The 25799-nt window shown below is 64.7% G+C and carries 21 protein-coding genes; 15 read left to right on the top strand and 6 right to left on the bottom strand.

The annotated features are described in order from the left end of the window. Nucleotides 1-60: 60 nt before the first annotated feature. Nucleotides 61-972 carry a phosphodiesterase gene (locus tag BJ997_RS10520; RefSeq protein ID WP_035836916.1) on the top strand — a complete coding sequence of 304 codons (912 nt, stop codon included), beginning with the start codon at nt 61-63 and terminating at the stop codon, nt 970-972. A gap of 77 nt (nt 973-1049) precedes the next feature. Beyond that, complete coding sequence (locus BJ997_RS10515) at nt 1050-1994, top strand: tyrosine recombinase XerC (RefSeq protein ID WP_035836925.1); 945 nt, start codon at nt 1050-1052, stop codon at nt 1992-1994. 4 nt (nt 1995-1998) lie between these two features. On the opposite strand, the gene BJ997_RS10510 is transcribed toward BJ997_RS10515, so the two are convergent. After that, nucleotides 1999-2493: a M23 family metallopeptidase gene (locus BJ997_RS10510; protein WP_084141240.1), complete on the bottom strand. Its 495-nt coding sequence runs from the start codon at nt 2491-2493 to the stop codon at nt 1999-2001. A 316-nt stretch (nt 2494-2809) separates the two neighbouring features. Between BJ997_RS10510 and rpsB the strand changes: the two genes are divergently transcribed. The 9 genes from rpsB (at nt 2810) to BJ997_RS10465 (ending at nt 9497) form a co-directional block, all read left to right on the top strand. Continuing rightward, on the top strand, nt 2810-3721 hold the full coding sequence (gene rpsB / locus BJ997_RS10505; protein ID WP_035836923.1) for a 30S ribosomal protein S2: 912 nt from the start codon (nt 2810-2812) through the stop codon (nt 3719-3721). A gap of 10 nt (nt 3722-3731) precedes the next feature. Further along, nucleotides 3732-4559 carry a translation elongation factor Ts gene (gene tsf / locus BJ997_RS10500; protein ID WP_035836915.1) on the top strand — a complete coding sequence of 276 codons (828 nt, stop codon included), beginning with the start codon at nt 3732-3734 and terminating at the stop codon, nt 4557-4559. A gap of 110 nt (nt 4560-4669) precedes the next feature. Beyond that, nucleotides 4670-5386, top strand: a complete 717-nt coding sequence (pyrH, locus tag BJ997_RS10495) for a UMP kinase (RefSeq protein WP_035836914.1) — start codon at nt 4670-4672, stop codon at nt 5384-5386. A gap of 30 nt (nt 5387-5416) precedes the next feature. Continuing rightward, entirely contained in the window at nt 5417-5971 is a 555-nt protein-coding gene (gene frr / locus BJ997_RS10490; protein WP_035836913.1) for a ribosome recycling factor, read from the top strand. A gap of 13 nt (nt 5972-5984) precedes the next feature. Continuing rightward, nucleotides 5985-6998, top strand: a complete 1014-nt coding sequence (locus BJ997_RS10485; protein WP_084141239.1) for a phosphatidate cytidylyltransferase — start codon at nt 5985-5987, stop codon at nt 6996-6998. A 45-nt stretch (nt 6999-7043) separates the two neighbouring features. Continuing rightward, nucleotides 7044-7592, top strand: coding sequence for a DivIVA domain-containing protein (locus tag BJ997_RS10480; protein ID WP_035836912.1), 549 nt, complete (start codon nt 7044-7046; stop codon nt 7590-7592). Nucleotides 7593-7764: 172 nt separating this feature from the next. Then, on the top strand, nt 7765-8370 hold the full coding sequence (locus BJ997_RS10475) for an aggregation-promoting factor C-terminal-like domain-containing protein (RefSeq protein ID WP_236628995.1): 606 nt from the start codon (nt 7765-7767) through the stop codon (nt 8368-8370). A gap of 48 nt (nt 8371-8418) precedes the next feature. Then, complete coding sequence (locus BJ997_RS10470) at nt 8419-8721, top strand: hypothetical protein (protein WP_035836910.1); 303 nt, start codon at nt 8419-8421, stop codon at nt 8719-8721. Nucleotides 8722-8759: 38 nt separating this feature from the next. Further along, nucleotides 8760-9497 (top strand): alpha/beta hydrolase, encoded by a 738-nt coding sequence (locus BJ997_RS10465; RefSeq protein WP_035836909.1) that lies wholly within the window; start codon nt 8760-8762, stop codon nt 9495-9497. A gap of 10 nt (nt 9498-9507) precedes the next feature. Here BJ997_RS10465 and BJ997_RS10460 read toward each other — a convergent pair whose 3' ends face one another. Both BJ997_RS10460 and BJ997_RS10455 read right to left on the bottom strand, forming a co-directional pair. Then, entirely contained in the window at nt 9508-10557 is a 1050-nt protein-coding gene (locus tag BJ997_RS10460) for an AI-2E family transporter (protein ID WP_035836908.1), read from the bottom strand. A gap of 20 nt (nt 10558-10577) precedes the next feature. After that, entirely contained in the window at nt 10578-12233 is a 1656-nt protein-coding gene (locus BJ997_RS10455; RefSeq protein WP_035836907.1) for a coiled-coil domain-containing protein, read from the bottom strand. Between the two features lie 247 nt (nt 12234-12480). Here BJ997_RS10455 and BJ997_RS10450 point away from each other — a divergent pair, with 247 nt between their 5' ends. Both BJ997_RS10450 and BJ997_RS10445 read left to right on the top strand, forming a co-directional pair. Beyond that, on the top strand, nt 12481-14295 hold the full coding sequence (locus BJ997_RS10450; RefSeq protein WP_035836906.1) for a DUF8094 domain-containing protein: 1815 nt from the start codon (nt 12481-12483) through the stop codon (nt 14293-14295). Next, entirely contained in the window at nt 14292-15251 is a 960-nt protein-coding gene (locus BJ997_RS10445; RefSeq protein WP_035836905.1) for a tetratricopeptide repeat protein, read from the top strand. The genes BJ997_RS10450 and BJ997_RS10445 overlap by 4 nt, the downstream gene beginning before the upstream one ends. A 97-nt stretch (nt 15252-15348) precedes the next feature. Here the strand turns inward: BJ997_RS10445 and glgB are convergent, their stop codons facing one another. Both glgB and BJ997_RS10435 read right to left on the bottom strand, forming a co-directional pair. After that, nucleotides 15349-17655 carry a 1,4-alpha-glucan branching protein GlgB gene (glgB, locus tag BJ997_RS10440; RefSeq protein ID WP_084141238.1) on the bottom strand — a complete coding sequence of 769 codons (2307 nt, stop codon included), beginning with the start codon at nt 17653-17655 and terminating at the stop codon, nt 15349-15351. Next, the gene (locus tag BJ997_RS10435; protein ID WP_084141237.1) at nt 17652-19703 is read right to left on the bottom strand and encodes an alpha-1,4-glucan--maltose-1-phosphate maltosyltransferase; all 2052 of its coding nucleotides are present in this window, start codon (nt 19701-19703) and stop codon (nt 17652-17654) included. The genes glgB and BJ997_RS10435 overlap by 4 nt, the downstream gene beginning before the upstream one ends. A gap of 82 nt (nt 19704-19785) precedes the next feature. Here BJ997_RS10435 and glgP point away from each other — a divergent pair, with 82 nt between their 5' ends. Next, nucleotides 19786-22374 (top strand): alpha-glucan family phosphorylase, encoded by a 2589-nt coding sequence (glgP, locus tag BJ997_RS10430; RefSeq protein ID WP_035836904.1) that lies wholly within the window; start codon nt 19786-19788, stop codon nt 22372-22374. Between the two features lie 49 nt (nt 22375-22423). Here the strand turns inward: glgP and glgX are convergent, their stop codons facing one another. Then, a complete protein-coding gene (gene glgX / locus BJ997_RS10425; RefSeq protein ID WP_052542289.1) occupies nt 22424-24511 on the bottom strand; it encodes a glycogen debranching protein GlgX in 2088 nt (695 codons plus the stop codon). A gap of 84 nt (nt 24512-24595) precedes the next feature. Here glgX and BJ997_RS10420 point away from each other — a divergent pair, with 84 nt between their 5' ends. Beyond that, nucleotides 24596-25783, top strand: a complete 1188-nt coding sequence (locus BJ997_RS10420) for a cysteine desulfurase family protein (RefSeq protein ID WP_035836903.1) — start codon at nt 24596-24598, stop codon at nt 25781-25783. Nucleotides 25784-25799 lie beyond the last annotated feature (16 nt).

Raw genomic sequence — 25799 nt, 5'->3', positions numbered from 1 at the left:
GTACTACGAGGTCTGAGTCGGCGGCAGCACGTAGTCTGGTGCAACCGACGAAGGGACGCCATGTCAGCCGTTCAGCTGGGCCAGCACGCGCCCGCCACACACCTGATCGTTCATCTGAGCGACACACATTTCCTCGGCGACCGGGCCTTGCTGTACGGCACTATCGACACCGACTCGACGGTGTACCGCGCGCTCGCCCAACTCGACCGATCCGGTCTGCGGCCTGACGCTCTCGTCATCACCGGCGACGTGGCCGACAGGGGGGAAGACCAGGCGTACCGGCGCGTGCGAGACATCGTGGAATCGGCTGCCGCGGCCTGGGGCGCGCACGTGATCTGGGTGATGGGTAACCACGACAAGCGCGAGCCCTTTCGCACCGAGCTGCTTCGAGAGCCGACGAGCGCCACCTCCGACGAGCCGATCGATCGTGTCACCATGGTCAACGGTCTGCGCATAATCGCCATTGACACGAGCGTTCCGGGCTATCACCACGGTGAGCTGTCGCCGGCTCAGCTCGACTGGCTGGCCAGAGAACTGCGCGAGCCGGCACCGAACGGCACGGTGCTGGCTCTGCATCATCCGCCTGTCCCGACCCCACTTGCGCTGATGAGCGTGCTTGAGCTGCGCGAGCAGTCGAGGCTCGCGGACGTCGTGCGCGGATCGGACATCCGGGGAATCCTCGGTGGTCATCTGCATTATTCGACGCACGGTCTCTTCGCTGGCATCCCCGTGTCGGTCGCCGCGGCGACCTGCTACACGATGGATCTCAGCGCACCGGAACGGGAGCTCACCGGCGTCGACGGGGGGCAGTCCCTGGCTCTCGTACACGTCTACGCCGACCAGGTCGTGCACTCCGCGGTTCCCATCGGTGACTTCGCCGCCGCTACGCACTTCCCGGCCGCGTATCTTGACGTGATCGAGGGGCTCCCGCCCGAGGAACGCGCCGAGAAGTTCTCCCGACATTCGTCATGACACCCCGCGGAGAGATACCCGGAGTGGGGATGGGCGTGGGTGCAGGTGAATCGGTCCATGCAGTGGAGACTGAACGCGTGCATCTCACCGCAGCCGTCGAGGATTTTCTGGTTTTTCTTGCGGTCGAGCGCGGCTACTCCACGCACACTGTGCGCGCCTACCGCACCGACCTCGGCCAGCTCGCCGTGTTTGCCGCCGATCGGTTCATCGACGACACCCGCGATCTGACCCTGGAACTGCTGCGCGAGTGGCTGTGGGTGGGAACGCAGGCAGGACTGGCCCGCGCCACCCTCGCGCGACGATCCGCGTCCGCCAGAAGCTTCACAGCTTGGCTCGCGCGCACGGGCGGCAGCACGAACGATCCAGGCGTGCGCCTGCGCACGCCAAAGCCCGGACGAACACTGCCCCGAGTGATCAATCGGGGTCAGATGCAACTGCTGTTGGAGGCTCTTGAGGTGCGTGCCTCGGGAGGCGCCGCCGGAGCAGTGCGTGATCTGGCGGTCGTGGAGATGCTCTATGCATCCGGCCTCCGAGTCTCCGAGCTCGTGGGCCTCAACGTTGCCGACGTGGACCTGGACCGCCTCACCGTGCGCGTCACCGGCAAGGGCGCCAAAGAACGCGTCGTTCCATTCGGGGTGCCGGCCCACAGGGCGATCGTGGAATACCTCCGGTCGGCGCGCCCACTGCTGTCCGCCGCCCCGACCAGCGTCGGGGCGGTTCTGCCGCAAGCGCCGACTCAGGAACCGGTCGCTCTTTTTATTGGGTCGCGGCGACAGCGCCTCGGTGTGCGCGGGGTCTACCGGCTCGTCGCGGCGCTGCTCGGCGAAGTGCCAGGCAACGGTCCCGCCGGCCCGCACGCGCTGCGCCACACCATGGCCACGCACCTTCTCGACGGTGGCGCCGACCTTCGCGCCGTGCAGGAGCTGCTGGGCCACGTGAGCCTCGGAACGACGCAGATCTACACCCACGTCTCGGCCGAGCGGCTCAAACAGAGTTATCGGCTTGCCCATCCCCGTGCCTGAGCCTTCAGGGCACCGAAAGCAAGATCGCACGTTGAACACCCCCCAGGTACGTGAGGGGTGACACGTAGAACCCGTGTGTACGCACGCCGATGTGCAGGCAGACCTCGGCGCAGTGACCGCCGGTCGCGACAACCCCAATCTGCTGTCCCTTGGCCACATGCTCGCCGAGAATGACGAGCGCCTCCACTGGTTCAAGGCTCGCAATCAAGCCATCTCCCGGGGAGATCGAGATCACCGGCCGGTCCACGACGTGGCCGACGAAGGATATGACGCCATCGTCGGGGGCAAACACCGGTGTGCCGGCTTCCGCCAAGAGGTCAATGCCACGATGGCCCGCCGAGTACGGGGTCAGAGGCGCGACATAGCCTGCCCCCACGTGGTGCGGCGCCGATATCGGCCACGTCCATGTGGTCGGCACGGCCGCCCCCGTTACCGCGAGGATAAGGGGCACCAGGGCGACGGTCCGGCACGACTTTGACCAGAGTAAGCGTGTGAACATGTCGCACACTATGCACGCCAGGCGGCGCCTGCCAGTCGCTGCCGCCGGGATTCGTGCGGTGGGCGCCGGTGCCGTCGCCTGTGGAGGACGAGAAGCGCGCGCTGTTCGCCGGGAACGGGTGATAAGCTACTCCAAGCAGCGCCTCGTGCGCTGACTACGCGTGCCCACCAGGCCGCCATGTCCCATCGGTCCCCGCTTGTGAGAAGGCAGGGGCGGGCGTGTGCCGGGCACCAGGAGCGAAGATCGACCGATCCTCGCACAAACCGATTGGCGTTTCGTGCTGTCACGCACGCGCGCCGGACAAGGAGAACGGCTCATGGCCGTCGTAACCATTCGCCAGCTGCTCGACAGCGGCGTGCACTTCGGGCACCAGACCCGCCGTTGGAACCCGAAGATGAAGCGCTTCATCTTCACCGAGCGTTCCGGCATCTACATCATCGACCTGCAGCAGTCGCTCGGGTTCGTTGACAAGGCCTACGACTTCGTCAAGGAGACGGTTGCCCACGGCGGCACCATCCTCTTCGTCGGAACGAAGAAGCAGGCACAGGAATCCATCTCGGAGCAGGCGACGCGCGTAGGCCAGCCCTACGTCAACCAGCGCTGGCTCGGTGGACTCCTCACCAACTTCCAGACCGTTTCCAAGCGTCTGGCTCGCATGAAAGAGCTCGAAGAGCTCGACTTCGAGGACACCGCCAAGAGCGGGTTCACCAAGAAGGAAATGCTCATCAAGAAGCGCGAGCTCGTCAAGCTTCACAAGAGCCTCGGCGGAATCCGCAACCTCACCAAGACGCCTTCCGCGTTGTGGGTTGTCGACACCAACAAGGAGCACCTCGCCATTGACGAGGCACGCAAGCTTGGCATCCCCGTGATCGCCATCCTCGACACCAACTGCGACCCCGATGACGTTCAGTACCCGATCCCGGGCAACGACGACGCCATCCGTTCCGTTGGCCTGCTCACCCGCATCATCGCGGACGCCGCAGCCGAGGGCCTCATTCAGCGTCACGCCAAGCCGGAGGCCGAAGTCGAGCCCCTCGCCGCGTGGGAAGCTGAGCTCCTCAAGGGTTCTGACGAAGCAGTCGTCGTCGACGTAGCAGCCGATGAGGCCGTTGTCGTCGAAGCCGCTGCTGAGCCCGTTGCTGCCGAGCCCGCAGTCACCATCGCTGACGCCGTCGGCGACGCCGATGTTGCGGCTGCCGTTGCAGTCGCCGCAGACGAGAACAAGTAGGGAATCCGGTATGGCAAACTTCACACTCGAAGACGTCAAGGCTCTCCGCGAGAACCTCGGCACCGGAATGGTCGACACCAAGAACGCGCTCGTTGAAGCCGACGGTGACATGGACAAGGCCATCGAGATCCTGCGTCTCAAGGGTGCAAAGGGCAACGCCAAGCGCGCTGACCGCTCCACCTCTGAAGGCCTCGTCGCAGCCAAGGAACTCGGCACCACCGCTTACATGATCGAGCTCGCCTGCGAGACGGACTTCGTCGCCAAGGGCGGCAAGTTCGTCGCCCTCGCCGACAAGGTTCTCGACGCGATCGCCGCCGCTGGCGCAACCACGGTCGACGAAGGCCTTGCTGCCACCAGTGGCACGCAGACCGTCGCAGACCTCATCGACGGCGAAGCCGCAATCATCGGCGAGAAGTTCGAACTTCGCCGGGTTTCAGCCGTCAACGGTGAGCTGTTCTCGATCTACCTGCACAAGACCAGCAAGGACCTGCCCCCACAGGTCGGCGTTGTGTTGGGCTACTCGGGAGACGACGCCGAGACGGCTCGCTCCATCGCGCAGCACATCTCGTTCGCCAACCCCGAGTACCTCGCGGCGAGCGATGTTCCCGCTGACCTCGTGGAGACCGAGCGCAAGATCGTCACTGAGATCTCGAAGAACGAGGGCAAGCCGGAAGCGGCTCTCCCGAAGATCGTCGAGGGACGCGTCAAGGCCTACCTCAAGCAGGTCGCCCTGCTCGAGCAGGACTACGCAAAAGACAACAAGGTTTCTGTGAGCAAGGTTCTCGCAGACGCCAAACTGACCGTTTCGGGCTTTGCCCGGTTCAAGGTCGGCGCCTAACAACAACTGACGGAGACCGGATTGCGCAAGCGATCCGGTCTCCGTTTGTGTGTGCCCTCCAGGTACACCCGGTAGATTTGACAGACATCGTACGGAAGGTCTCGCACCACATGATCGACACGGGTAAAAAGCGCAGGGTCCTCCTCAAACTTTCCGGAGAAGCTTTCGGCGGCGGGGCCGTAGGAGTGAATCCAGACGTTGTCAGCTCACTGGCACGAGAAATCGCCGAGGGCGCCAAGCAGGTCGAAGTCGCCATTGTCGTCGGCGGCGGTAACTTCTTCCGCGGCGCAGAGCTTTCCCAGCGCGGTATGGACCGGGAACGCGCAGACTACATGGGGATGCTCGGCACCGTGATGAATGCCTTGGCGCTGCAGGACTTCCTCGAGCAGGCCGGCGCAGAAACGCGTGTTCAGTCCGCGATCGCGATGACGCAGGTGGCCGAACCGTACATTCCACGCCGCGCCGAGCGGCACCTGCAAAAGGGACGTGTCGTCATCTTCGGCGCCGGCGCCGGTCTGCCGTACTTCTCCACAGACACCGTCGCCGCGCAGCGCGCCCTCGAGATCGCCGCTGACGTCGTGCTCGTGGCCAAGAACGGCGTAGACGGTGTCTATTCGGATGATCCCCGTTCCAACCCCGACGCGCACAAGATCGACCAGATCACGTATCAGGAAGCCCTGCAGAAGGGCCTGAAGGTCGTCGATTCGACCGCCTTCAGCCTGTGCATGGACAACAACATGCCGATGCAGGTCTTCGGTATGGCACCCGATGGCAACGTGACCGCTGCTATTCTGGGTGCCGATCTCGGTACCCGCGTCTCAAACTAGAATTCCCTTACCACCGAAGAAGGAGTCACCGTGATTGCGGATGTACTGTCCGATGCCACTGCGCGTATGCAGAAGGCACTTGAAGCCGCCAGAGACGACTTCGGAACCGTGCGTACCGGACGGGCGAACCCTCAAATGTTCGCTAAGATCCTGGTGAATTATTACGGAACCGCGACGCCGCTCGAACAGCTCGCCTCACTGCAAAACCAGGAGGCGCGCACGCTCCTGATCGCCCCGTACGACAAGAGTGCACTGCGCGACATCGAGATTGCCATTCGAGACACTCCGAACCTGGGTGCCAACGTCGGAAATGACGGCGTCACCATCCGCGCTACTCTGCCCGAACTCACGACAGAGCGTCGTAAGGAATTCGTCAAGATTGTGAAGGCCAAGGCAGAGGATGCGCGCATCTCCGTGCGCAACATTCGGCGCAAGGCCAAGGACGAACTCGACGCGCTGAAGAGCGAGGTCGGCGACGACGAAGTGGGCCGTGCCGAAAAGGAACTTGAGCTCATCACGAAGAGCCATGTTGACGGCATCGACGATGCCTTCAAGCGCAAGGAAGCCGAACTGCTCGAGATCTAGGAAGCGTTCTCACATGACGGACCAGCCGGGCAGCCATCGACCACCGAAGCGTGGGCACGGCGTTAGTCGCGCCGAGTTTCGGGCGCAGGTCAAGTCCACCAGGGCGGACTTTGAGCGTCAGGTGCAGTCAACAAAGGCCGATTTCGAGCGTCAGGTGCAAGCCACCCGCGCCAGCCTCGACGCCACGAGCGAGCGTATCGAGGCCCGCACTGGACGCAACCTGATCCTGGCCGTTCTCATCGGACTCGTGCTCGGTGGCGCCATGCTCGTGAGCCTTATTTTCGTCAAGGATCTTTTCATGATCTTTGCGGGCGTGATCATCGGATTCACGTCCTTCGAGCTTGCCCAGGCGTTGCGTCATGCCGGACGGAATGTGCCGCGCATCCCCGTTGTGATTGCCGCTGTCAGTGTGGTGCCGGCGGCCTTCTATTTCGGTCCCACGGGCCAATGGCTGGCGACTCTGGCCGGAATCCTGGTGATCGCACTCTGGCGGATCGCTTTGGCGGTTCTCCCCGCTCATCGGGCACCGGCCCGCGCCGTACTTGGCGACATGGGTGCCGGGGTTCTCATCCAGGTCTATGTCGTGTTCCTAGCCAGCTTCGCCGTGCTCCTCGTCGCCCAGCCCGGGGGACAGTGGTGGACCCTCGCGTTCCTGCTGCTGGTGATCTCTGCCGACACGGGGGCGTACGTCAGCGGCCTGAATTTCGGCAAGCATCCGCTCGCGCCGACGATCAGCCCCAAGAAAACCTGGGAAGGATTCCTCGGCGCCGCCCTGATCTGCACTATGGCCGGCATTCTGCTTGCCCTGTTCATGCTGGACCAGCCCTGGTGGTTCGGCATCATCTTCGGTGGCATTATCGTGTTCACGGCAACCTTCGGCGACTTGGCCGAATCTCTCATCAAACGAGATCTGGGCATCAAGGACATGAGTTCCTGGCTTCCGGGGCATGGCGGATTCCTGGACCGGCTGGACTCCATCCTGCCTTCCGCTTGCGCGGCCTACGCCCTATATCTGGTCTTCGCGTGAACCGGCTGTTTTCGGCTCGCGGCGTGGTTAAGGGAGAATGACTCGGTGAGCACAACTTTTCCGCGATCAGCCAAGAAGACCCTCGGATACAGCCTCGAGCAGGTCGAAGACTTTCTCGCGTCCGCTCGGCAGGCCTACGACGCCAACGACGATTCCGTGCCGCTTACGGCCGCCAGCATCCGTCACACGGCTTTCTCCATGCAGAAGGGCGGGTATTCGCCCCAGCACGTGGACGCGGCCCTGGAACGGCTTGAGGACGCCTTCGCAGCGCGGGAACGTGAACGCGCACTCGGCGCGATGGGTGAACAGGCGTGGCTGCTGGAGGCTCGTTCGGCCACGGATGTTCTCGTGGCCCGGCTGAGTCGGGCGCCGGGGCATCGTTTCGCCCGCACAAGTTTTCTCAGTGTCGGTTACAAGAAGTCGGACGTGGACCGCTTCAGCAACAAGATCGTGAAGTATTTGCGGGACGGCCGCTCGATGAGCGTCGACGAGGTTCGCACCGCCGTGTTCCGCGCCGAACGTGGCGGCTACCGGGAGGCGCAGGTGGATGTCGTTCTCGACGGTGTGATCGACGTGATGCTGGCCGTTCGATGACAGCTGACCGGGCTCCGCGCAGCAACACGTCGGCGTAAACCCTCGGCCGTTATTTGGTCGTTACCAAATCGTCGGCTAGGGTGACTACCATATGGGCAGGCATCTGAGCGTTATCGACCCCGTCAGAGTTTCGACCAGGGCAGCCGTTCGGAGAACCCGTAAGCCCGTCAGGGTGTCTCACTTCCTGTTCGGTTTCGTCGCGGCGTGTGCCTTCGTGCTCGTGACAGTTGTGGATCCGTATTCCGGCGCGACCGCGTCCCCGTACTTCCAGGTGGCCGGTGTCGAGCCGGCCGGCGATCGTTACGCCGACGCCCCGCCGCAGACCGTCTCCGTCGAGGGTGCGTACACCAACACCGTCACCCGCGAGGGGTACACGGTGACGGCGATTGTGAAGCCCGAACCCGTGCCCGTGACGCCTGTGGCGGAACCGGAGGCCGCCAAGAGCTTCACGGCCCCGTCAGCCGCCGTTCCGGACCCCGGCACGGCCAAGGCCTACGCCTACGGTGCCGTCCAGGCCCGAGGCTGGGGCGAAGACCAGTACAGCTGCCTCGTTTCGCTCTGGCAGAAGGAGTCCGGATGGCGCGTCAACGCAATGAACAGCTCAAGCGGTGCCTACGGCATTCCGCAATCGCTGCCAGGGTCGAAGATGGGCTCTGCCGGCGCTGACTGGGAAACCAACCCCGCGACCCAGATCGAGTGGGGCCTGGGCTACATCGTTGACCGCTACGGCAGCCCGTGCGGCGCCTGGTCCAAATCACAGGCCTCCGGCTGGTATTAAGTCCGCCCCGTTTCTGAGCACGCTCGGACACGGCCGTAGACTGAGCTCATGGCCCGCAGCAATCGACCCCGTGGCCGCAAGCCACCGGTTCGCGACGACGAGGACGACACGGGCCTCGGCCGCCTGCTCGACGGCTGGCGCCGCAGCGAGGTGCGCAGGGACGGCCTCTGGCACGTCCAGCCGGTGCCCGCGAAGCAGTCCCTGAAGACCTACCTGTGTCCTGGCTGCTCGCTGCCCGTCGAACCGGGAACGGCGCATGTCGTCGCCTGGCGCGCCGACGGAGTTCTGGGTGATGCCGCCGACATCTCAAACCGCCGTCACTGGCACACTCACTGCTGGAAGATCACATAGCCGTTTTCCGGCAGAGTCCGTACGGCCAAGGAGTCCACATGGATCACGCATCAGCCCTGAACCCGATCGAAATTCGAGGGTCGGTCGAACTGCCCGCGACTCGGGAACATATCGAACTCACGACGAGTGACGGACTCACCCTCGTCGGTGAGTTGGCCACGCCGATCGACCGGGCGCCGATCGCCACACTCGTGACGCTCCATCCGCTGCCCACGGCCGGTGGCTTCATGGACTCTCACATTCTTCGCAAGGCCGCAGGACGCCTTCCGGCCCTTGCCGGACTCGCTGTCTTGCGCTTCAACACGCGGGGCACCACGTCGCCCCGCGGCACGAGCGACGGCAGCTTCGACGACGGCATGGGGGAGCGCGCCGACGTGGCCGCGGCCATGGACTTCGTCGCCACCCGGGGACTGCCCAACCCCTGGCTCGTGGGCTGGTCCTTCGGCACCGAGCTTGCCCTCAAATACGGACTCGAACACCCGATTCAGGGTGCCATCCTGCTGTCTCCACCCCTGCACCGGGCAACGGATGTCGAGCTGGCCGCGTGGGCCCACCAGGACCGCCGTCTCGTGGCCATCATCCCCGAGCACGACGACTACCTGCAGCCGGCCGAGGCCCGTGAGCGTTTCGCGGTCGTGCCCGAGACGCGGTTAATTGCGGTCGAGGGTGGCAAGCACCTCTGGGTGGGCGAAAACATGACCCGGCGCGTTCTCGACGAGATCGTGGCCGTCGTCAACCCGGCGGCGCTTCCGCTGCCGACCGAATGGCGCTCGTGACGACAGCCGGCTAGAGCTCGTTCTGCCGGGGGATGACGACCTGCTTCACAATGAGGATGGCGGATGCGGCCACGGGAATCGCTATCAGGGCGCCGAGGATGCCCAGGAGTGACCCGCCCGCGAGAGCGGCGATCACCACGACGGCACCGGGCACTGAGACGGCTCTCTTCATGATGTTCGGACTCAGAACGTATGCCTCCACCTGCATGTAGATCAGGTAGTAAATGGCTGCCACGAGAGCCGTGAGTGTCGAGCTGCCAATGCCCGGGATCAGGCACATGGCCACGATGATGACGGAACCGGTGATCGTGCCGACGAGCGGTACCAGGGAGAACAGGAACGCAATGAAGGCGAGGAGCGCTGGAAATGGCGCTCCGATGATGGACAGGAAGATGAAGCTGAGCACGCCGTTACACGCAGCCAGCCCCACCTGCCCGACAACGTACTTGCCCACCGACTGGGAGATCTGCTCGCTCAGGTCGGTGAAGCGCTCTCGTTTGGACGCCGGAACCAGCTGGTATGTGGCGCGTTTCATGCTGTTCAGGTTGGCCGTGAAATACAGCGTCAGGATCAGGATGATGAGGCCGCCGAACAGCCCGCTCATCAGCGCCAGGCCCGACTGCACGATCGTTGTCGTGATCTCCTGAACGTTCCCTCCTAGGAAGTCCGTGATGGATTTCACGATCACGGGAATGTCCAGCGTGGGAAAGTTTTTCTGTACGTCCTCGATGAATGATGGCGAGTTCGCGGCCTTGATCAGGTCGGGGACGATTTTGGAGAGCTTGGCGACCTGATCCACGATGATAGGCACGATCGCAAAGACGACGGCCGTCAGAATGCCCACGACGGCGACCAGCACCGTGAGGATCGCAGCCCAGCGCGGGAACTTCCGCTTACCCAGCCATGACACGGCAGGGTCGAGGCCCAGAGCGAGAAACAGTGCAGCCCCGATGTACGTGATGATCGTTTGGAGCGTGATCACCGAGGTGATGATGAGGAGCCCGAGACCGACGCCGAGTGTGCCGACGAGTCCAAAGCGGAACGCGTTTTGAATCTTCACCGGTGGGCTCCTCTGGTCACTTATTTTTCACTAGGTGTTCTGTCGCTGTTCGTTCTGGCGTTGTTCGTCGTGGCGCTGTCTGTGGAGCTGCCTGTCGCTTCGTCGTCGCTGGCCATGGTCTCCGCTTGTGTCAACACGCTGCGCAGGCTCTCAAAGTAGCCTGCTACCGCGTCGCGCTCAATCCTTATCTGGGCGAGTCGGCCTTCTGCGTCGGAAAGTAGCCTTTTCGCCCGCGCGTCGGCGTCGGCAAGGATCGCGGCTGCCTTCTCCGTAGCCGTGCGAACAATGGCGGTGGCGGCTTCATCAGACTCCTGCTTGAGCGCTCGGGCTTCCGTGCGGGCTCCGGTGTCCAGTTGGTCGTTGAGGGCGCGAAGCTCCGACAGCCGCGCGGTGGTGTCGGCGAGCTGGCGCGAGGCGTCTTCCTGTAGGGCCGCGGCCTGTGCCGCGGCCGTGTGGTGTCGCGACAGCAGGTCTTGCTCGCAGTCGTCATGCAGGGTCGTCAGCTCCACGTCGAGGTCCGCGCGGGCCTGGGCGACGTCCTGCGCCAGCCGGGCCGCCTCTGCATCTGTGTGCTGCCGGGACAGCGCGATGTGAGCGTCCAGCTCGCGCTGCGCCCGCTCACGTTCGGTCGCCAGCTCGGAGCGGTTCTCCGAGTCGGTGCGCACGAAGGCGGTATTTCCCTGCTCGATATCCGCAGCGAGGTCGGCGCGAGCGGCAGCCGTTTCTGTGGCGAGGGCCGTGCGCTGCTGGGAGATGTCGCGTTCGAGCTCGGTGACAGCGCGCTGTCGTTCGGCAGCGGATGCCGCGCGCAGGTCGTCGAGCTCGTTCTTCAGGGCGGTTCGGGCCCGGTCGATTTCGTCGGCCAGCTCGACCTGCGCCTGCTCAGTCTGCTGAGCCAGCGTGATGCGCGCACGCGATGTTTCGTCCGCCAGTTCTATGCGGGCCTGTTCGGTTTCGCGGGCCACGTCGGCGCGCTGCTGGTCTATCTCCAGTGCGACGGTTGCCCGGGCCAGCTCAGTTTCTTCGCTCAGGCCTGCGGCGACTTCGTGCGCCTCCGTCGCCTCCTGCTGGGCGGCGAGGCGCACATCGGCCGCGTCACGATCTGCGGCGGTTCGGATGGCAGCCACCTCGCGCGTGAGAGTGGAACGCGTCTCGGCCGCTTCGGAGGCCGCCGCGCCGCGAACGAGTGTCGCCTCGTTGCGGGCGTCCTGCGTCAGCTGGGCGTAGTCGTCCTGGGTGCGGGCCACCAGATCGTCCGCCTCCACACGTACATCGTCGAGAACGCGACGGGCGCGAATATCCGCGTCCGAGAGCGTTCGGGCCGCTTGCTCCGCAGACTCGCGCCGAAGATTCTCGATCTCGATGGCCGTCGAGGTTCGCAACCGCGCGGCGTCGTTATCGGCCTGGGCGATGACGCGGATGGACTGTTCCTCCGCCACCCGAAGGGTGTTCTCGAGTTTTGCGCCGAGACCTGAGAACGTCGGGCTTCCGACCTCGTCGATTGTGGCGTTGAGGTCGTCGATCTGGGCGGACAGGCGCCGCACTTCCTTGCTGGATTCCGCGCTGTGGGTGTTGGCTTTGATCAGGTCGCGACGGAGCCCCTGCAGGGCCTTGGCTACCTCGTCTTTGTCGTAGCCACGGAAGACCTGGGTGAAGTCAGATTCGTCGTTGGGCACGGTTTCTCCTCAAAAAATGGGGCTTCCACGTGACTGGAGTCGGGCGCGACGCGAGTCCGGGAGGCCGATGCAACTTTAGTCTGCCTCCATGAATCGTGGGTGCACCACACAAACAGTGCAATCTGCGCACTATTAGGCAGCTGTCAGGAGGACCAAGTATCGTGGAAATTCGTGTCTGTTGCGATCGGACTCGGAAGTAGTGTGGGCGTGCCCACACTGACCGATTGGCAACACGGAAGGATGATACGTGCGATTTGTTCTTGCCATCGTGGCATTCGTTCTCGCGGCCGTGATGATCGGTCTCGGCATTGCGCAGCGGACCGTCTTTCTCGAACCCGCGACCAGTTCGCTGAGTGCGACCGTTGAGGGCGCAACCCCGTATACGGTGATCGACTCGAGTGCGCTCGCATCGTTCCCGGGCAACCAGACGATTCGCGTCAGCGGTGCAGAAACAACTTTCCTTGCCTACGGGCGAACCGCAGACATTGAAGCCTGGATCGGCAACGACGCGCACGCTGTGGTGAGCGCCGGGGAAACCGGTCAGGACCTGACGTCCGTCGTCACAGACGCCGTCGTCACGCCCGAGAGCACCAACGCCGATGGCTCTAGCGCGACTCCGGTCGCTGAGACCGTCACGAATCCCGCCGGTTCTGACCTGTGGCTCGAAGAGTTCAGCGGCACGTCGTCGCTCACCCACACCCTGAATCTCCCCGAGGGGATTTCGGTACTCGTCGCCTCTGATGGAACGGCACCCGCGCCGGGCGACATCACGCTGTCCTGGGCCGCAGACAACTCCACTCCGTGGGCCGGCCCACTTCTCGTGGGCGGGGCCGCACTGCTCTTTCTCGGCCTCGTGCTCTACATCCTGGCATTGCTCCACCTGAGGCGCTCCCGGCGTCCGCGCCGCAATCTGCCGCGTGGTCCACGAATGCCGCGGCTGCCGCGCGTTCCCCTACCGAAGGCACTCAAAGCCGGGGACATCACTGGATCCCGCCGGCCGATGATCGCTGTCGTTCCTATGCTTCTGGTGTCCGGGCTGCTTCTCAGTGGGTGTTCCGCGGACTTCTGGCCTGCCGCGCCGGTCACTGCGGGAAGTACTGTCTCGTCGACCCCCACGCCCACACCGGAATCCACGGACGAGGCCGACACGGCAACTGAAGTTCCGCCCGCCGCCGTCACCGTTCCTCAGCTGGAACGGATCGTGACTGACATCGGCACGTTGACGACAGAGGCCGACGCCACTCTGAATGCCGACTCCATCGCCACTCGGTTCACCGGTACGGCGTTGGAACAGCGACTGACCAACTACAAGATTCGAGCTGTCGATCCGGCAGTGGCCGCTCCGCCGATCATCGGCACACCGCCGCTCTCGGTAACCCTGCCGCAGCAATCGGAGTCCTGGCCGCGCGTGGTGTTGGCGATCATCCAGGAGGACGATAAGACCGTTCCCCCTACGACCCTGATCCTCAGGCAGGAATCGCCCAGGGCGAATTATCTTGTGGAGTACATGATTGGGTTGGAAGCCAACGCTCAGCCGCCGCACGTCGCACCCGCCACAATCGGCGCGCCGGCGATCGCGCCCGACAGCAAGCTGCTCATGCTCCCGCCGGATCAGGTCGCCACGGCGTACGCCGATGTTCTGCTGCAGGGTGAAGCGAGTGCGTCGTATGCACTATTCCAGACCGAAGGCGACGAGTTCCTCTCGCAATTCGTGAAGAGCCGCACGGACCGCACGGCAGAACTGGCAGTCACGGCCACCCTGGCCTTCGCCACGGCGGCCGGTCCCGGGCGCACGGTGGCGCTTGCCACGAATGATTCGGGCGCGATCGTGGCCGTCAACGTCAATGAAACCGAGACTGTCACCGTGGTTTCGGGTGAAGCCACCGTGAACCCCAGCGGCGCTTCGAGCAAGGCGCTGTCCGGAATCACGTCCTCCGCGAAGGGCATTCAGAACATCCTCAGCGACCAACTTCTGTTCTATGTGCCCGCGGTAGGGTCGACAGACAAAATCACTCTCCTGGGGAGTACCCAGGGAATAATCTCATCTGCGGAGCTTCCATGACCCCTATGCCCCCTTCCGGATCCAATCTGCGCGGTGCCGTCGACCTGTCGTCGCTCGTGAATCGCCCGGCGGCACCGACGTCCGGTGCAGCCGGGACCGGATCGTCTGCAACGCCAGGCGCAACCGTGCCGGTTCCGGCCCTCGTGCTCGACGGTACTGACGCGAACTTCGGTGAGCTACTGGAGCTGTCGAATACGGTTCCGGTGCTGGTGGATCTGTGGGCGGAGTGGTGCGAGCCATGCAAACAGCTCACGCCGGTACTCGAAAGACTCGTCACGGAGTATGCGGGCAAATTCGTGCTCGCCAAGGTCGACGTGGATTCCAACCCCCAGCTGTCGCAGGCCTTTCAGGCACAGTCCATTCCCACGGTCGCCGCCGTGATCGGCGGCCAGCCCGTGCAGCTCTTCAACGGCGCGCTGCCGGAGGCGCAAATTCGCGAGGTTCTCGCACGCCTGCTGGAAGTCGCGGCGGAACAGGGCGTCACGGGTAGCGCGCAGGTCGCTGACTCACCGGCAGCAGAAGCCGAGCCGGTCGAGGAGCCGCTGCCACCGCACCACGTCGAGGCCTACGAGGCCATTGAGCGCGGTGACTACGAGACTGCTCGAGCGGAATACCGCACGGCCCTGGCCCAAAACCCCAACGACACCATGGCTGTCGCCGGGCTGGCACAGGCGAGTCTCCTCGGTCGTCTGCAGGGTAAAACCCTTGACGACATTCGCGGGGGAGCTGCGTCAGCCCCGCAGGATCTCGATGCCCAGCTGCTCGTAGCTGACCTAGACCTGTCAGGCGGACACGTGGAGGACGCCTTCGATCGTCTGCTCACGCTCTTCCCTGCCCAGGATCCGGCCGGTCGCAACACCATCCGTGAGCGTATCCTCGAGCTCTTCGAGGTCGTCGGCCTGGAAGACCCCCGCGTAGCACCCACCCGCAAGCGTCTGACCGCGCTCCTGTACTGATTCAGTACGGTACTGATTCCCAGTGCACTTACTCCAGATCCGAGAAGCCGGCACCCCGTGTGGGTGACCGGCTTCTCGTCTGTGAGCGGGCGAGCTGCTACCGGCGCAGTTTGAGCCAGAGGCCGGCGAGCGGCGGCAGGGTCACATTGGCCGATGCCGGACGACCGCCCCACGGCTCGTTGCCGGCGTGCACGCCACCGAAGTTGCCCACTCCGGATCCACCGAACTCGGCGGCATCCGTGTTCAGAATCTCGTCCCACTGGCCGGCGAAGGGCAGGCCAACCCTGTAGTCGACATGCGGCTGGCCGGCGAAGTTGAAGAAGCACGCTATCGGCTGGCCGTCGTTGTCCCAGCGCAGGAACGAGACCACGTTCTGTTGATGCGCGCCGGCATCGATCACGTCGAACCCGCCTGGCTCGTTGTCACGGGCCCACAGACTCGCGTTCGCCCGGTATACCCGGTTGAGGGACCCCACGAGGTTGAACAGGCCACGGTGGGCCGGCTGGTCGAGCATCCACCAGTCCAGGCCGCGGTCTTCGCTCCACTCGGAGCGCTGCCCGAATTCCTGGCCCATGAACAGCAGTTGCTTTCCCGGGTGTGCCCACATGAAAGCGAGGTACACGCGAACGTTCGCGAGCTGCTGCCAAGAGTCGCCGGGCATGCGGCTGATCAGCGAGCCCTTTCCGTGAACGACCTCGTCGTGGCTGATGGGGAGCAGGAAATTCTCGCTAAAGGCGTACACGAATGAGAAGGTGATGTCATTGTGGTGGTACGACCGGTACATCGGGTCCACGTGCATGTACTCGAGGGAGTCGTGCATCCAGCCCATGTTCCATTTGAAGCCGAATCCCAGCCCACCGCCGGAGGTGGCTGCGGTGACGCCGCCCCAGTTGGTCGATTCTTCGGCGATCATGATGGCCCCGGGGTTGCGCTTGTACGCGGTGGCCGTGATCTCCTGAAGCATGCTGATGGCTTCCAGGTTCTCGTTGCCGCCGTACTGGTTGGGCTCCCACTCGCCGTCTTCGCGCGAGTAGTCCAGATAGAGCATGGACGCGACGGCGTCGACTCGCAGGGCGTCGATGTGGAATTCCTCAAGCCAGAACAGGGCATTCGCCACAAGGAAGTTGCGTACCTGGGGGCGACCGAAGTCGAATACGTAGGTTCCCCAGTCGTTCTGCTCCCCGCGGCGCGGGTCGGCGTGCTCGTAGAGCGCCTGGCCGTCGAAACGGCCGAGGGCGAAGTCGTCCTTGGGAAAGTGGCCGGGAACCCAATCCATGATCACGCCGATGTCGGCCTGGTGCAGCCGATCGATCAGGTAGCGCAGGTCATCGGGGGTGCCGTAACGGCTGGTCGCGGCGTAGTAGCCCGTGACCTGGTAGCCCCAGGAACCGCCGAAGGGATGCTCGGCGAGGGGCATGAATTCCACATGCGTGTAGGCAAGCTCATTAAGGTATCCGATGAGTTCATCCGCGAGGTCGCGGTAGCTGAGCCCCGGACGCCAGGAGCCCACGTGCATCTCGTAGACGCTCATCGGGCGGTCGTGCGGGTCTGTCGCGGCGCGCGCTGTCATCCACGCGTTGTCAGCCCACACGTAAGAGGACTGGGTCACGACAGAGGCTGTCATTGGCGGTACCTCGGCGTACTGCGCCATCGGGTCGGCCTTCTGTATCCACGCGCCCGAGTGCGTCAGCAGCTCAAACTTGTAGTTCGATCCCAGTTCGAGCCCTGGAATGAAAAGCTCCCATACGCCCGTGCTGCCCATGTTGCGCATCGTGTAAGTGGCACCGCCCCAGCCGTTGAAGTCGCCGATCACTCGGGCCGCGCGGGCGTTCGGCGCCCACACAGCGAATGCGGTGCCTGAAACTGCGGCGTGCACCCCCTGGCGCTCACCGTAGTGTGCGCCCAGCACGTCCCACAGGCGCTCGTGGCGGCCCTCACCAATCAGGTGCAGGTCCAACTCGCCGATAGTCGGCAGGAAGCGGTAGGGGTCGTCCGCGATCCACGCCGGTGCCGTTTCATAGCGGGCCTCGAGGGTGTAGTCCTGAAAACCGACAGTGCTGATGCCCTGCCAAACGCCGTGCCCGATATGGACTAGTTCCACGTGCGCTCCCGTCGAGAGAACGGCCAGCACCTCCGTGGCGAGGGGGCGAAGGGCACGGATGACGGTGACCGGGTCGGTGACGCCGGCCTGTTCGATTCCGTGCTGTCCGAGGACCTCGTGCGGGTTGTAGTAGGTTCCGGCCGCGATGGACTCGAGAATGTGCGGGGCCACGAAGGTGGGGTCCACAGTCTTGAGGGCGGTCTTCTTGCCCTTCTTGGCGGGCACCTTCGACGTAGGGGCCTTGGCCTTGGCGGGGGCAGCCTTGGCTGCTGTCTTCTTGCTGTCCTGGGGCTGCTCGGTCATGCGCGTGCCTTTCCTGGCTTCTGGCCCAACACCCGCAGGATGTGTACCGGTTCGGTGAATGCGTCGAGTCGAACGAAATTGTCCGCGGACCAGGTGTAGGTCGCACCGGTGATGAGATCGTTCACGTCGTAGGTGGCACCCGGCTCGAGGCCAAAGCGCGTCACGTCGAGGTGCACGGTGGTTTCACGAACGGAATGCGGGTCCACGTTCGCCACGACGATGATCGCATCATCCGCGCCCGTTCCCGTGAACCCGGCCGGCAGGTACTTGCTGAAGACCAGAATGGAGTCGTCGTCGCTCGCGTGAATGTCGAGGTTGCGCAACTGCCGCAGCGCCGGGTGCTCCGAGCGGATGTGGTTGAGTCTCGTCACGTAGGGCGCCAGCGACGCACCGCGGGCTTCGGCCGCGGCCCAATCCCGTGGTCTGTACTCATACTTCTCGTTGTCAATGTTCTCCTCCGCGCCCACGCGCGCAACATTTTCACAGAGCTCGAATCCGGCGTACATACCCCAGGTGGGTGCGGCCATGGCAGCGAGGGCCGCGCGTATCTTGAAGGCAGCCGGTCCGCCGAATTGCAGGTACTCCGTGAGGATGTCTGGGGTGTTTACGAAGAGGTTCGGGCGCAGAAAATCCGCCGTCTCGGTGGCCAGGCCGTGCAGGAACTCCTCAAGTTCGGTCTTCGTGTTGCGCCACGTGAAGTACGTGTACGACTGCTGGAACCCCACCTTGCCCAGAGCCTGCATCAGCGCCGGGCGGGTGAAGGCCTCGGCGAGGAAGACGACATCCGGGTGCTCTGCGTTGACCTCGCGGATGAGCCATTCCCAGAAATCAAGCGGCTTCGTGTGGGGATTGTCGACGCGGAAGATGGTGACGCCGAGGGTGATCCAGTGCCGGAGAATGCGCAGCGCTTCCGCGCGAATCCCCGCCGGATCGTTGTCGAAGTTGATCGGGTAGATGTCCTGATACTTTTTGGGCGGATTCTCGGCATAAGCGATCGTGCCGTCGGGCAGCGTCGTGAACCATTCGGGATGCTCGGCGACCCAGGGGTGGTCGGGAGAAGCCTGTAGCGCGAAGTCGAGGGCCACGTCCAGCCCCACCTTGCGGGCACGACCGAGGAAATAGCTGAAATCGGCGACAGTGCCGAGGTCAGGGTGGATGGCATCGTGGCCGCCGTCGGCCGAACCGATGGCCCAGGGCGACCCCGGATCGTTCGGACCGACTGTGAGCGAATTGTTAGGCCCCTTGCGGAAAGCCGTTCCGATCGGATGGATTGGCGGGAGGTAGAGCACGTCGAAACCCATCGCGGCCACCTGGGGCAAGCGTTTGGCGGCGGTGCGGAATGTGCCGCTGGACCAGGACCCATCAGCGGCCTGGATGGCGCCCTCGGAGCGCGGGAAGAACTCGTACCAGGAGCCCACGCCGGCGCGCGTTCGCTCAACGATGACGGTGCGTTCCGCCGAGAACGAGTCGAGACTCGCGATCGGGCGGGCCCGAAGCGCTGCCCGCAGCTTCTCGGACTCGAGGGCGGCGAGACGCAGCGCGATCGGCTTCTTCGCATCGGACAATGTCTTGGCCGCGGCCAGAAGAGCCCGGCGTTCTGGGGCGGTGCGTGACTTATCCGTTCCCGCCGAGGTCAGCAGCTGGTCCCCGATCAGGAACATCAGATCCACGTCGATGCCGGCCGGAATCTTTATGCCGGCGTTGTGCTCCCAGGTCGCGAAGTCGTCGGCGTAAGCGCGCACTCTGTAGCGCCAGTCTCCCTGGTGCTGCAGGGGCACCCGAACTTCCCACCGGTCGGTGCCCGGTGCCCCGAGATCCATGGGGTGTACAGTCTCGGTGCCGTCCGGTGCAACCAGATGCAGGGACACACCGATAAGGTCATGCCCTTCCCTGAAGGCGGTGGCACCGAACGGAACCACCTCGCCGGCGAAGGCTCGCGCAGGCCACAGATTGTCATTCAGCTGGGGGGAGAGATCGAGCACGGGAATGCGACCGATGCGGGTCGGTGCCGCCTTCGGAAGGTCTTTGGATCCTACTGTCTTAGCCACACCATGACCGTAGCGTGAAAAATTGGCGATTGTGCCCGCATCGGTTACACAACGGACACACTGCGCGCCTATGGTGTAACTCGTGAAGGCGATACGTAAATTTACCGTCCGTGCCGTGCTGCCCGAGGCGCTCGCTGCTCTAGAAGAGCTTGCCGGCAACTTGCGCTGGTCCTGGCACGAGCCCACCCGTCAACTCTTCGAACACATCGCCCCAGAACTGTGGCGCGAGATCGGCACCGATCCCGTTGCTCTGCTCGGTGCCGTGGATCCGGGGCGCCTGTCCGACCTGGCCGGGGACGCCGACTATGTTGCGCGCGTGCACGCGATTCGCGGTGACCTGCGAAACTACCTCGAGAAGCCGCGCTGGTACCAGGGACTCACGGGGGAGAAGCCGGCGGCCATCGCCTACTTCTCGCCGGAGTTCGGCATCGCCGCGGCACTGCCGCAGTATTCCGGCGGCCTCGGCATCCTGGCCGGGGATCACCTGAAGAGCGCCTCCGATCTCGGAGTTCCCCTTGTTGGCGTGGGGCTGTTTTATCGCGCTGGCTACTTTAGCCAGGCGATCTCACCCGACGGCTGGCAGATGGAGAGCTACCCCCTGCTCGATCCCGACGGGCTGCCGCTCTCGGTTTTGCGCCGGGCCGACGGCTCCGCCGTGCAGGTCTCGCTTGCTCTGCCCGACGACCGCACGCTGCACGCACGCGTCTGGCAGGCCAAGGTCGGCCGCATCCGCTTGCTGCTGCTGGATACAGACATTCCCCAGAACCCGGACGACCTGCGGCTCGTGACGGACCGTCTGTACGGCGGGGGCGGAGAGCACCGCCTGCTGCAGGAGCTGCTGCTCGGAATCGGCGGCGCCAGGGCCGTGAAGCTCTGGAGCACCCTGAGCGGACACCCTGAACCCGAGGTCTTCCACACCAACGAGGGTCACGCTGGGTTCCTCGGCTTCGAGCGTATTTCGAGCCTGATCGGAGAGGGATTGAGCTTTCAGGAGGCTCTGCAGGTGGCCCGCGCGGGCACCGTCTTCACGACTCACACACCGGTGGGCGCCGGAATCGACCGATTCGAGCGCGGGCTCGTGCGCCGGTACTTCGAAACCGACCTACTTCCCGGTGTCGCCGTGGACGACCTGCTCGCGCTTGGCGCGGAGAGCTATGAGGGCGGGTCGCCCGATGTTTTCAACATGGCCATCATGGGGCTGCGGCTCGGTCAGCACGCAAACGGCGTGTCGACCCTGCACGGCGAGGTCAGCCGTCGAATGTTCAGCGGGCTCTGGCCCGGGTTCGATGCCGCCGAGGTGCCGATCGGGTCCATCACCAACGGGGTGCACGCGCCGAGCTGGACCGATCCCGCACTGATGGCCCTCGCCCAGAACCGGCTCGGAACGAGCGACACCTCCACCGCCAATTGGCGATCTCCCGAGGTCTCCGACCAAGACCTCTGGTCGGTGCGCGGGCAGATGCGGCTGCAGTTCGTCGAGGATGCCCGCCGGCGCCTCACGAACGCCTGGCGCGATCAGAATCCAGGTGGCCTGCCGCCGGCCTGGATCGGCCGGGTCTTCGACCCGAATGTGCTCACCATCGGATTCGCCCGCCGGGTGCCCACGTACAAGCGGCTCACGCTCATGCTGCACGACCCGGAACGGCTGCGCGCCCTGCTGCTGAACCCCGACCGACCGATCCAGATCGTGATTGCCGGCAAGTCGCACCCGGCCGACGAGGAGGGCAAGCGGCTCATCCAGAAGATCGTGCAGTTCGCCGCCGACCCCGAGTTGCGCACCCGGATCGCGTTTCTGCCCGACTACAACATCGCCATGGCGCAGCTGATGTACCCGGGCACGGACGTGTGGCTCAACAACCCACTGCGTCCGCTCGAAGCCTGCGGCACGTCGGGCATGAAGGCCGCCCTCAACGGCGCGCTCAACCTGTCGATACTCGACGGCTGGTGGCCCGAATACTACGACGGCAAGAACGGCTGGGCAATTCCGTCAGCGGATGCCGCCGGCGACGCTGCGGAACGCGATCGTCTCGAGGCGGAAGCTCTCTACGACCTCATTGAGCACCAAGTGGCGCCCACGTTCTACGAGCGCAACTCTGACGACGTGCCCGAGCGGTGGGTCGGCAACATTCGGCATACCCTCGCCACGCTCTCCCCGGAGCTCAGCGCCGACCGCATGGTTCGGCAATATGTGGAACGGCTCTATCGTCCTGCGGGCCACTATGAGGGCCTCATGTCCAAGCACAACTACCGTGCCGCCCGCGAACTGGCTGCCTGGAAGGGCAAGGTCGTGTCCAAGTGGCCGGCAGTGGCCGTGACCCACGTCGAGTCCGGGGGAGTAAGCGCCGTGCCCCAGGTGGGCGACGAGCTGCACCTGCGCGCCCACGTGCAACTCAACGGGCTGCTCCCCTCGGATGTGACGGTGGAGGTCGTCTACGGCAAGAGCCTCGGCGGCGACGAGCTGCGCGACACCGAGAGCCAGGCGCTCCTGCCCGCTGCGGCGCCCGACCTCGCTGATATGGTCGAGGCGGCGGCCGGAGGGGCACCGAACCTGTTCACGGGCACCGTGGAGCTGGACCGGGCGGGGGCCTTCGGGTACACAGTGCGGGTCGTGCCGCGAAATGCGCTGCTCATCAGTCCCGCGGAGATGGGACTCGTCGCGATCGCCACGTAGGCCAGACGGAACCGAGCTGAGGAGGGCCGGGCCGATGGCCCGGCCCTCCTCAGCGCTTGCCCTTGCGCTTACGGGGCGGCGACGTGATTGTGTTGTGCGCCCGCAGCAGCTGCATCGAAGCGCCCGTCATGTGCAGCGTCGTGCCGGGCTTGTGCTCGATGACGGCGTCACGCAGGTCGTCGTGGCTGGAATCCCACAGCAGTGTATAGGCGCCGACGCCCTCATGCTGGGGCAGCGTGACCGTGGCGTCCTGCTCGCGGGCATGCACTACTAGCAGGATGCGGTTGAAGTCCTCGTGCTCCGGTGTGCTCGCGGCCATGTACTGCAGGGTGCGAGCTTCCGGGGAGTTCCAGTCATCGTGCGACATCGACTCGCCGGCAGCGTTGTACCAGTCGAGCTGGCTTGCGCTGAGCGTGGTCTCGCCGAAACGGCCAAAGCGCACCGGGCGCAGGGCGGGGTTCTCGCGTCGCAGCTCGAGCAGGCGCCGGCTCACTCGGTGCAGGTCCTGTTGCCAATCGTCGAAGTCCCAGTTCAACCAGGTGAGCTCACTGTCCTGGCAATAGGCGTTGTTGTTGCCCCGCTGACTGCGGCCGAACTCGTCACCGGCGGTGATCATGGGTATTCCGGCAGACAGCAGCAGGGTGCCGAGCAGGTTGCGCATGGCCTTGCGACGGGTCTTCAGGATCGCTACGTCCCGGGTCGGACCTTCCACGCCGTGGTTGAAGGAGTTGTTGTTGCCGGTGCCGTCGCGATTGGACTCCCCGTTTCCGAGGTTGTGCTTCGTGTCGTAGGCGGTGAGATCGGCCAGAGTGAAGCCGTCGTGAGCGGTGATGAAGTTTAGCGAGGCGAGTGGTCCCCGGTCGGTCGAGAAGGTATTCGACGATCCGGCCACGCGGGTCGCGAAGCGGCCGATGCCGCTGCCCGCCGAGCCCGAATAGCGCATACTGCGAATGTCGCTCAACCAAAAGTCTCGCATCCGGTCGCGGTAGCGGTCATTCCACTCCGACCAGCCCGTGGCGAAGTTGCCCGTCTGCCAACCGCCCTGACCCACGTCCCAGGGCTCCGCGATGAGTTTGACTCCCGCGAGTTCCGGGTCGTCGCGTATACCTGTGAGTAGCGGATGCTCAGGGTCGTAGACGACACCCTCGTCGCGTCCCAGGGTTACGGCGAGGTCGAACCGGAACCCGTCGATCTGCACCTCGTTGGCCCAGTAGCGGAGGGAATCCATCACCAGGCGACGTGGAACGTCGTGACCGAAGTTCACGGTGTTGCCGCATCCGGTGACGTCGATGTACTCGCCCGCGGCGGTCTGGCGGTAATACTCCGAGTTGTCGATGCCCCGCAGGCTCGTGACCGGCCCGTTCGGGCCTTCCTCGGCGGTGTGGTTGTACACAACGTCCATGATCACTTCGAGCCCGGCATCATGGAGAAGCTTGACCATGCCCTTGAACTCGCGCAGCACGGCCTCCGGCCCCCCGGACTGCGCGGCCTGGGTGGCGTAGTCGGCGTGGGGTGAGAAGAAGTTGAGGGTGTTGTAACCCCAGTAATTGATGAGGCCCTGTTTGATCAGCCGCTGCTCGGAGACAAAAGCCTGCACCGGCAACAGCTCGACCGACGTGACGCCGAGGTCCTTGAGATAGGCGATCGTCGCTTCGTGGGCCAGGCCGGCGTATGTTCCGCGCAGTGCGGCCGGGATCTTCTTGTTGAGACGGCTGATGCCGCGCACGTGGGCCTCATAGACCACAGTGTGGTCTAGCGGGATGGCGGGTTTGCGGGAGTCCGCCCAGTCGAAGCTGTCGTCCACGACGGAGGACTGCCAGCGGTCGGCGCCTACGCGCACCAGGCCACGCGAGTACGGTTCGAGGAGAGTTGTTTCAGGGTGGAACGAATTCCGCGCACCGGCGGGACCGGACACGCGGATACCGTAACGGCGACCGCGAGACAGAGTGCGGGACTTTGCCGACCACACATCGTGGATGTCTTTGGTCATGGGAATGCTTTTGATGATCCAGTTGGGGTCGGTGTCATCGAAAATACACAGGTCAATGGCGTCTGCGTTCTGTGACCAGACGCGCAGCTCACCGCCCGTGGAGGTGATTCGTACGCCGAGATTGCGCAGAGGATCGGCGTGAGTCATGCAATCTAGAGTAATCAGTGTGAGAGCGCGTTCCGACCAAGGCGGGCTGGCGCCGACACATCCAGAGTAGAAAAGAGGCACCCGATGGTCGTTTACCTCGACCACGCGGCCACAACGCCCATGCTGCCGGGCGCGATCAGCGCCTGCGCCGACGCCATGGGAGTCGTGGGCAATCCGGCATCCGTTCACAGTCAGGGCCAGAACGCGAAGCGGATGCTCGAGGAAGCGCGCGAGCGTGTGGCGGCGAGCGTGGGCTCCGACCCGATAGAGGTCGTTTTCACCGGGAGCGGCACCGAGGCGATCAACCTCGCCCTCAAGGGCCTCTTCTGGGCCAGGGCGCCCCGCCCGCGCATACTGGTGGCCGAGGGGGAACACCACGCCACTCTCGACAGCGTGGAGTGGCTTCGCCAGCACGACGGCGCTGTAGTCGAGTGGATTCCACTTGACGCCCTGGGTCGAATTGATCTGAACGCCCTCGACGCGGCGATCGCGCGGAACCCCCTCGACGTGGCACTGGTCACGGTGATAGCCGCCAACAACGAGGTGGGTACCATCCAGCCTGTCGCCGAGATCGCGGCGCTCGCCGCGGCGCATGGAATCCCGGTTCACGTGGACGCCGTGTCCGCTTACGGGCACCTTCCGCTGGATTTCAGGGCACTCGGCCGCGCCGGGGTGAGTGCCGTGAGCGTGTCGGCGCACAAGATCGGCGGCCCGGTGGGAATCGGCGCCCTCATCCTCGGGCGCAAGACCACAGTCGTTCCGCTGTTGCATGGTGGGGGACAGCAGCGCCAGGTGCGCAGCGGCACCCAGGATGTCGCGGCCGCGGTGTCGTTCGCGGTGGCGGCATCCGCATTCGGTGCCGGGCTGGACGGCGAGAACCTGAGGCTCGCGGCTTTGCGTGACCGGGTGATCGCGGGGGTGACGCGCCTTGTGCCGTCCGTCATCGTGAACGGAGACACGAGCCGGGGCGGCCGGCTGCCCGGCAACGCGCACTTCAGCTTTCCGGGGTGCGAGGGCGATTCGCTGTTGTTCTTGCTTGACGCGGCGGGAATCTCAGTGTCGACGGGGTCGGCCTGCCAGGCCGGTGTGCCGGAGCCGTCGCACGTCTTGCGGGCCATGGCTCGCTCGGAGGTTGAGTCGCGTGGGGCCCTGCGCATCACGCTCGGGCACACCTCGACGGATGCCGACGTGGACGCGCTGCTTGCGGCGCTGCCGGCCGCCCACGCTCAGGCCGCGCGTGCCGGAATGGCCGACCGGGTTCCGGGAAGCTAGTTCGCCTGCGGCACCT

Source organism: Cryobacterium roopkundense, assembly GCF_014200405.1.
GTDB classification, from domain to species: domain Bacteria; phylum Actinomycetota; class Actinomycetes; order Actinomycetales; family Microbacteriaceae; genus Cryobacterium; species Cryobacterium roopkundense.
The sequence above is the reverse complement of the archived record's forward strand: the minus strand, read 5'-3'. Positions and strand labels throughout refer to the sequence as shown.

Coding starts and splice junctions, on each gene's coding strand:
- BJ997_RS10520 (WP_035836916.1), top strand. CDS start 61: ATGTCAGCCGTTCAGCTGGGCCAGCACGCGCCCGCCACACACCTGATC.
- BJ997_RS10510 (WP_084141240.1), bottom strand. CDS start 2,493: ATGTTCACACGCTTACTCTGGTCAAAGTCGTGCCGGACCGTCGCCCTG.
- rpsB (WP_035836923.1), top strand. CDS start 2,810: ATGGCCGTCGTAACCATTCGCCAGCTGCTCGACAGCGGCGTGCACTTC.
- tsf (WP_035836915.1), top strand. CDS start 3,732: ATGGCAAACTTCACACTCGAAGACGTCAAGGCTCTCCGCGAGAACCTC.
- pyrH (WP_035836914.1), top strand. CDS start 4,670: ATGATCGACACGGGTAAAAAGCGCAGGGTCCTCCTCAAACTTTCCGGA.
- BJ997_RS10485 (WP_084141239.1), top strand. CDS start 5,985: ATGACGGACCAGCCGGGCAGCCATCGACCACCGAAGCGTGGGCACGGC.
- BJ997_RS10470 (WP_035836910.1), top strand. CDS start 8,419: ATGGCCCGCAGCAATCGACCCCGTGGCCGCAAGCCACCGGTTCGCGAC.
- BJ997_RS10465 (WP_035836909.1), top strand. CDS start 8,760: ATGGATCACGCATCAGCCCTGAACCCGATCGAAATTCGAGGGTCGGTC.
- BJ997_RS10445 (WP_035836905.1), top strand. CDS start 14,292: ATGACCCCTATGCCCCCTTCCGGATCCAATCTGCGCGGTGCCGTCGAC.
- glgB (WP_084141238.1), bottom strand. CDS start 17,655: ATGACCGAGCAGCCCCAGGACAGCAAGAAGACAGCAGCCAAGGCTGCC.
- glgX (WP_052542289.1), bottom strand. CDS start 24,511: ATGACTCACGCCGATCCTCTGCGCAATCTCGGCGTACGAATCACCTCC.
- BJ997_RS10420 (WP_035836903.1), top strand. CDS start 24,596: ATGGTCGTTTACCTCGACCACGCGGCCACAACGCCCATGCTGCCGGGC.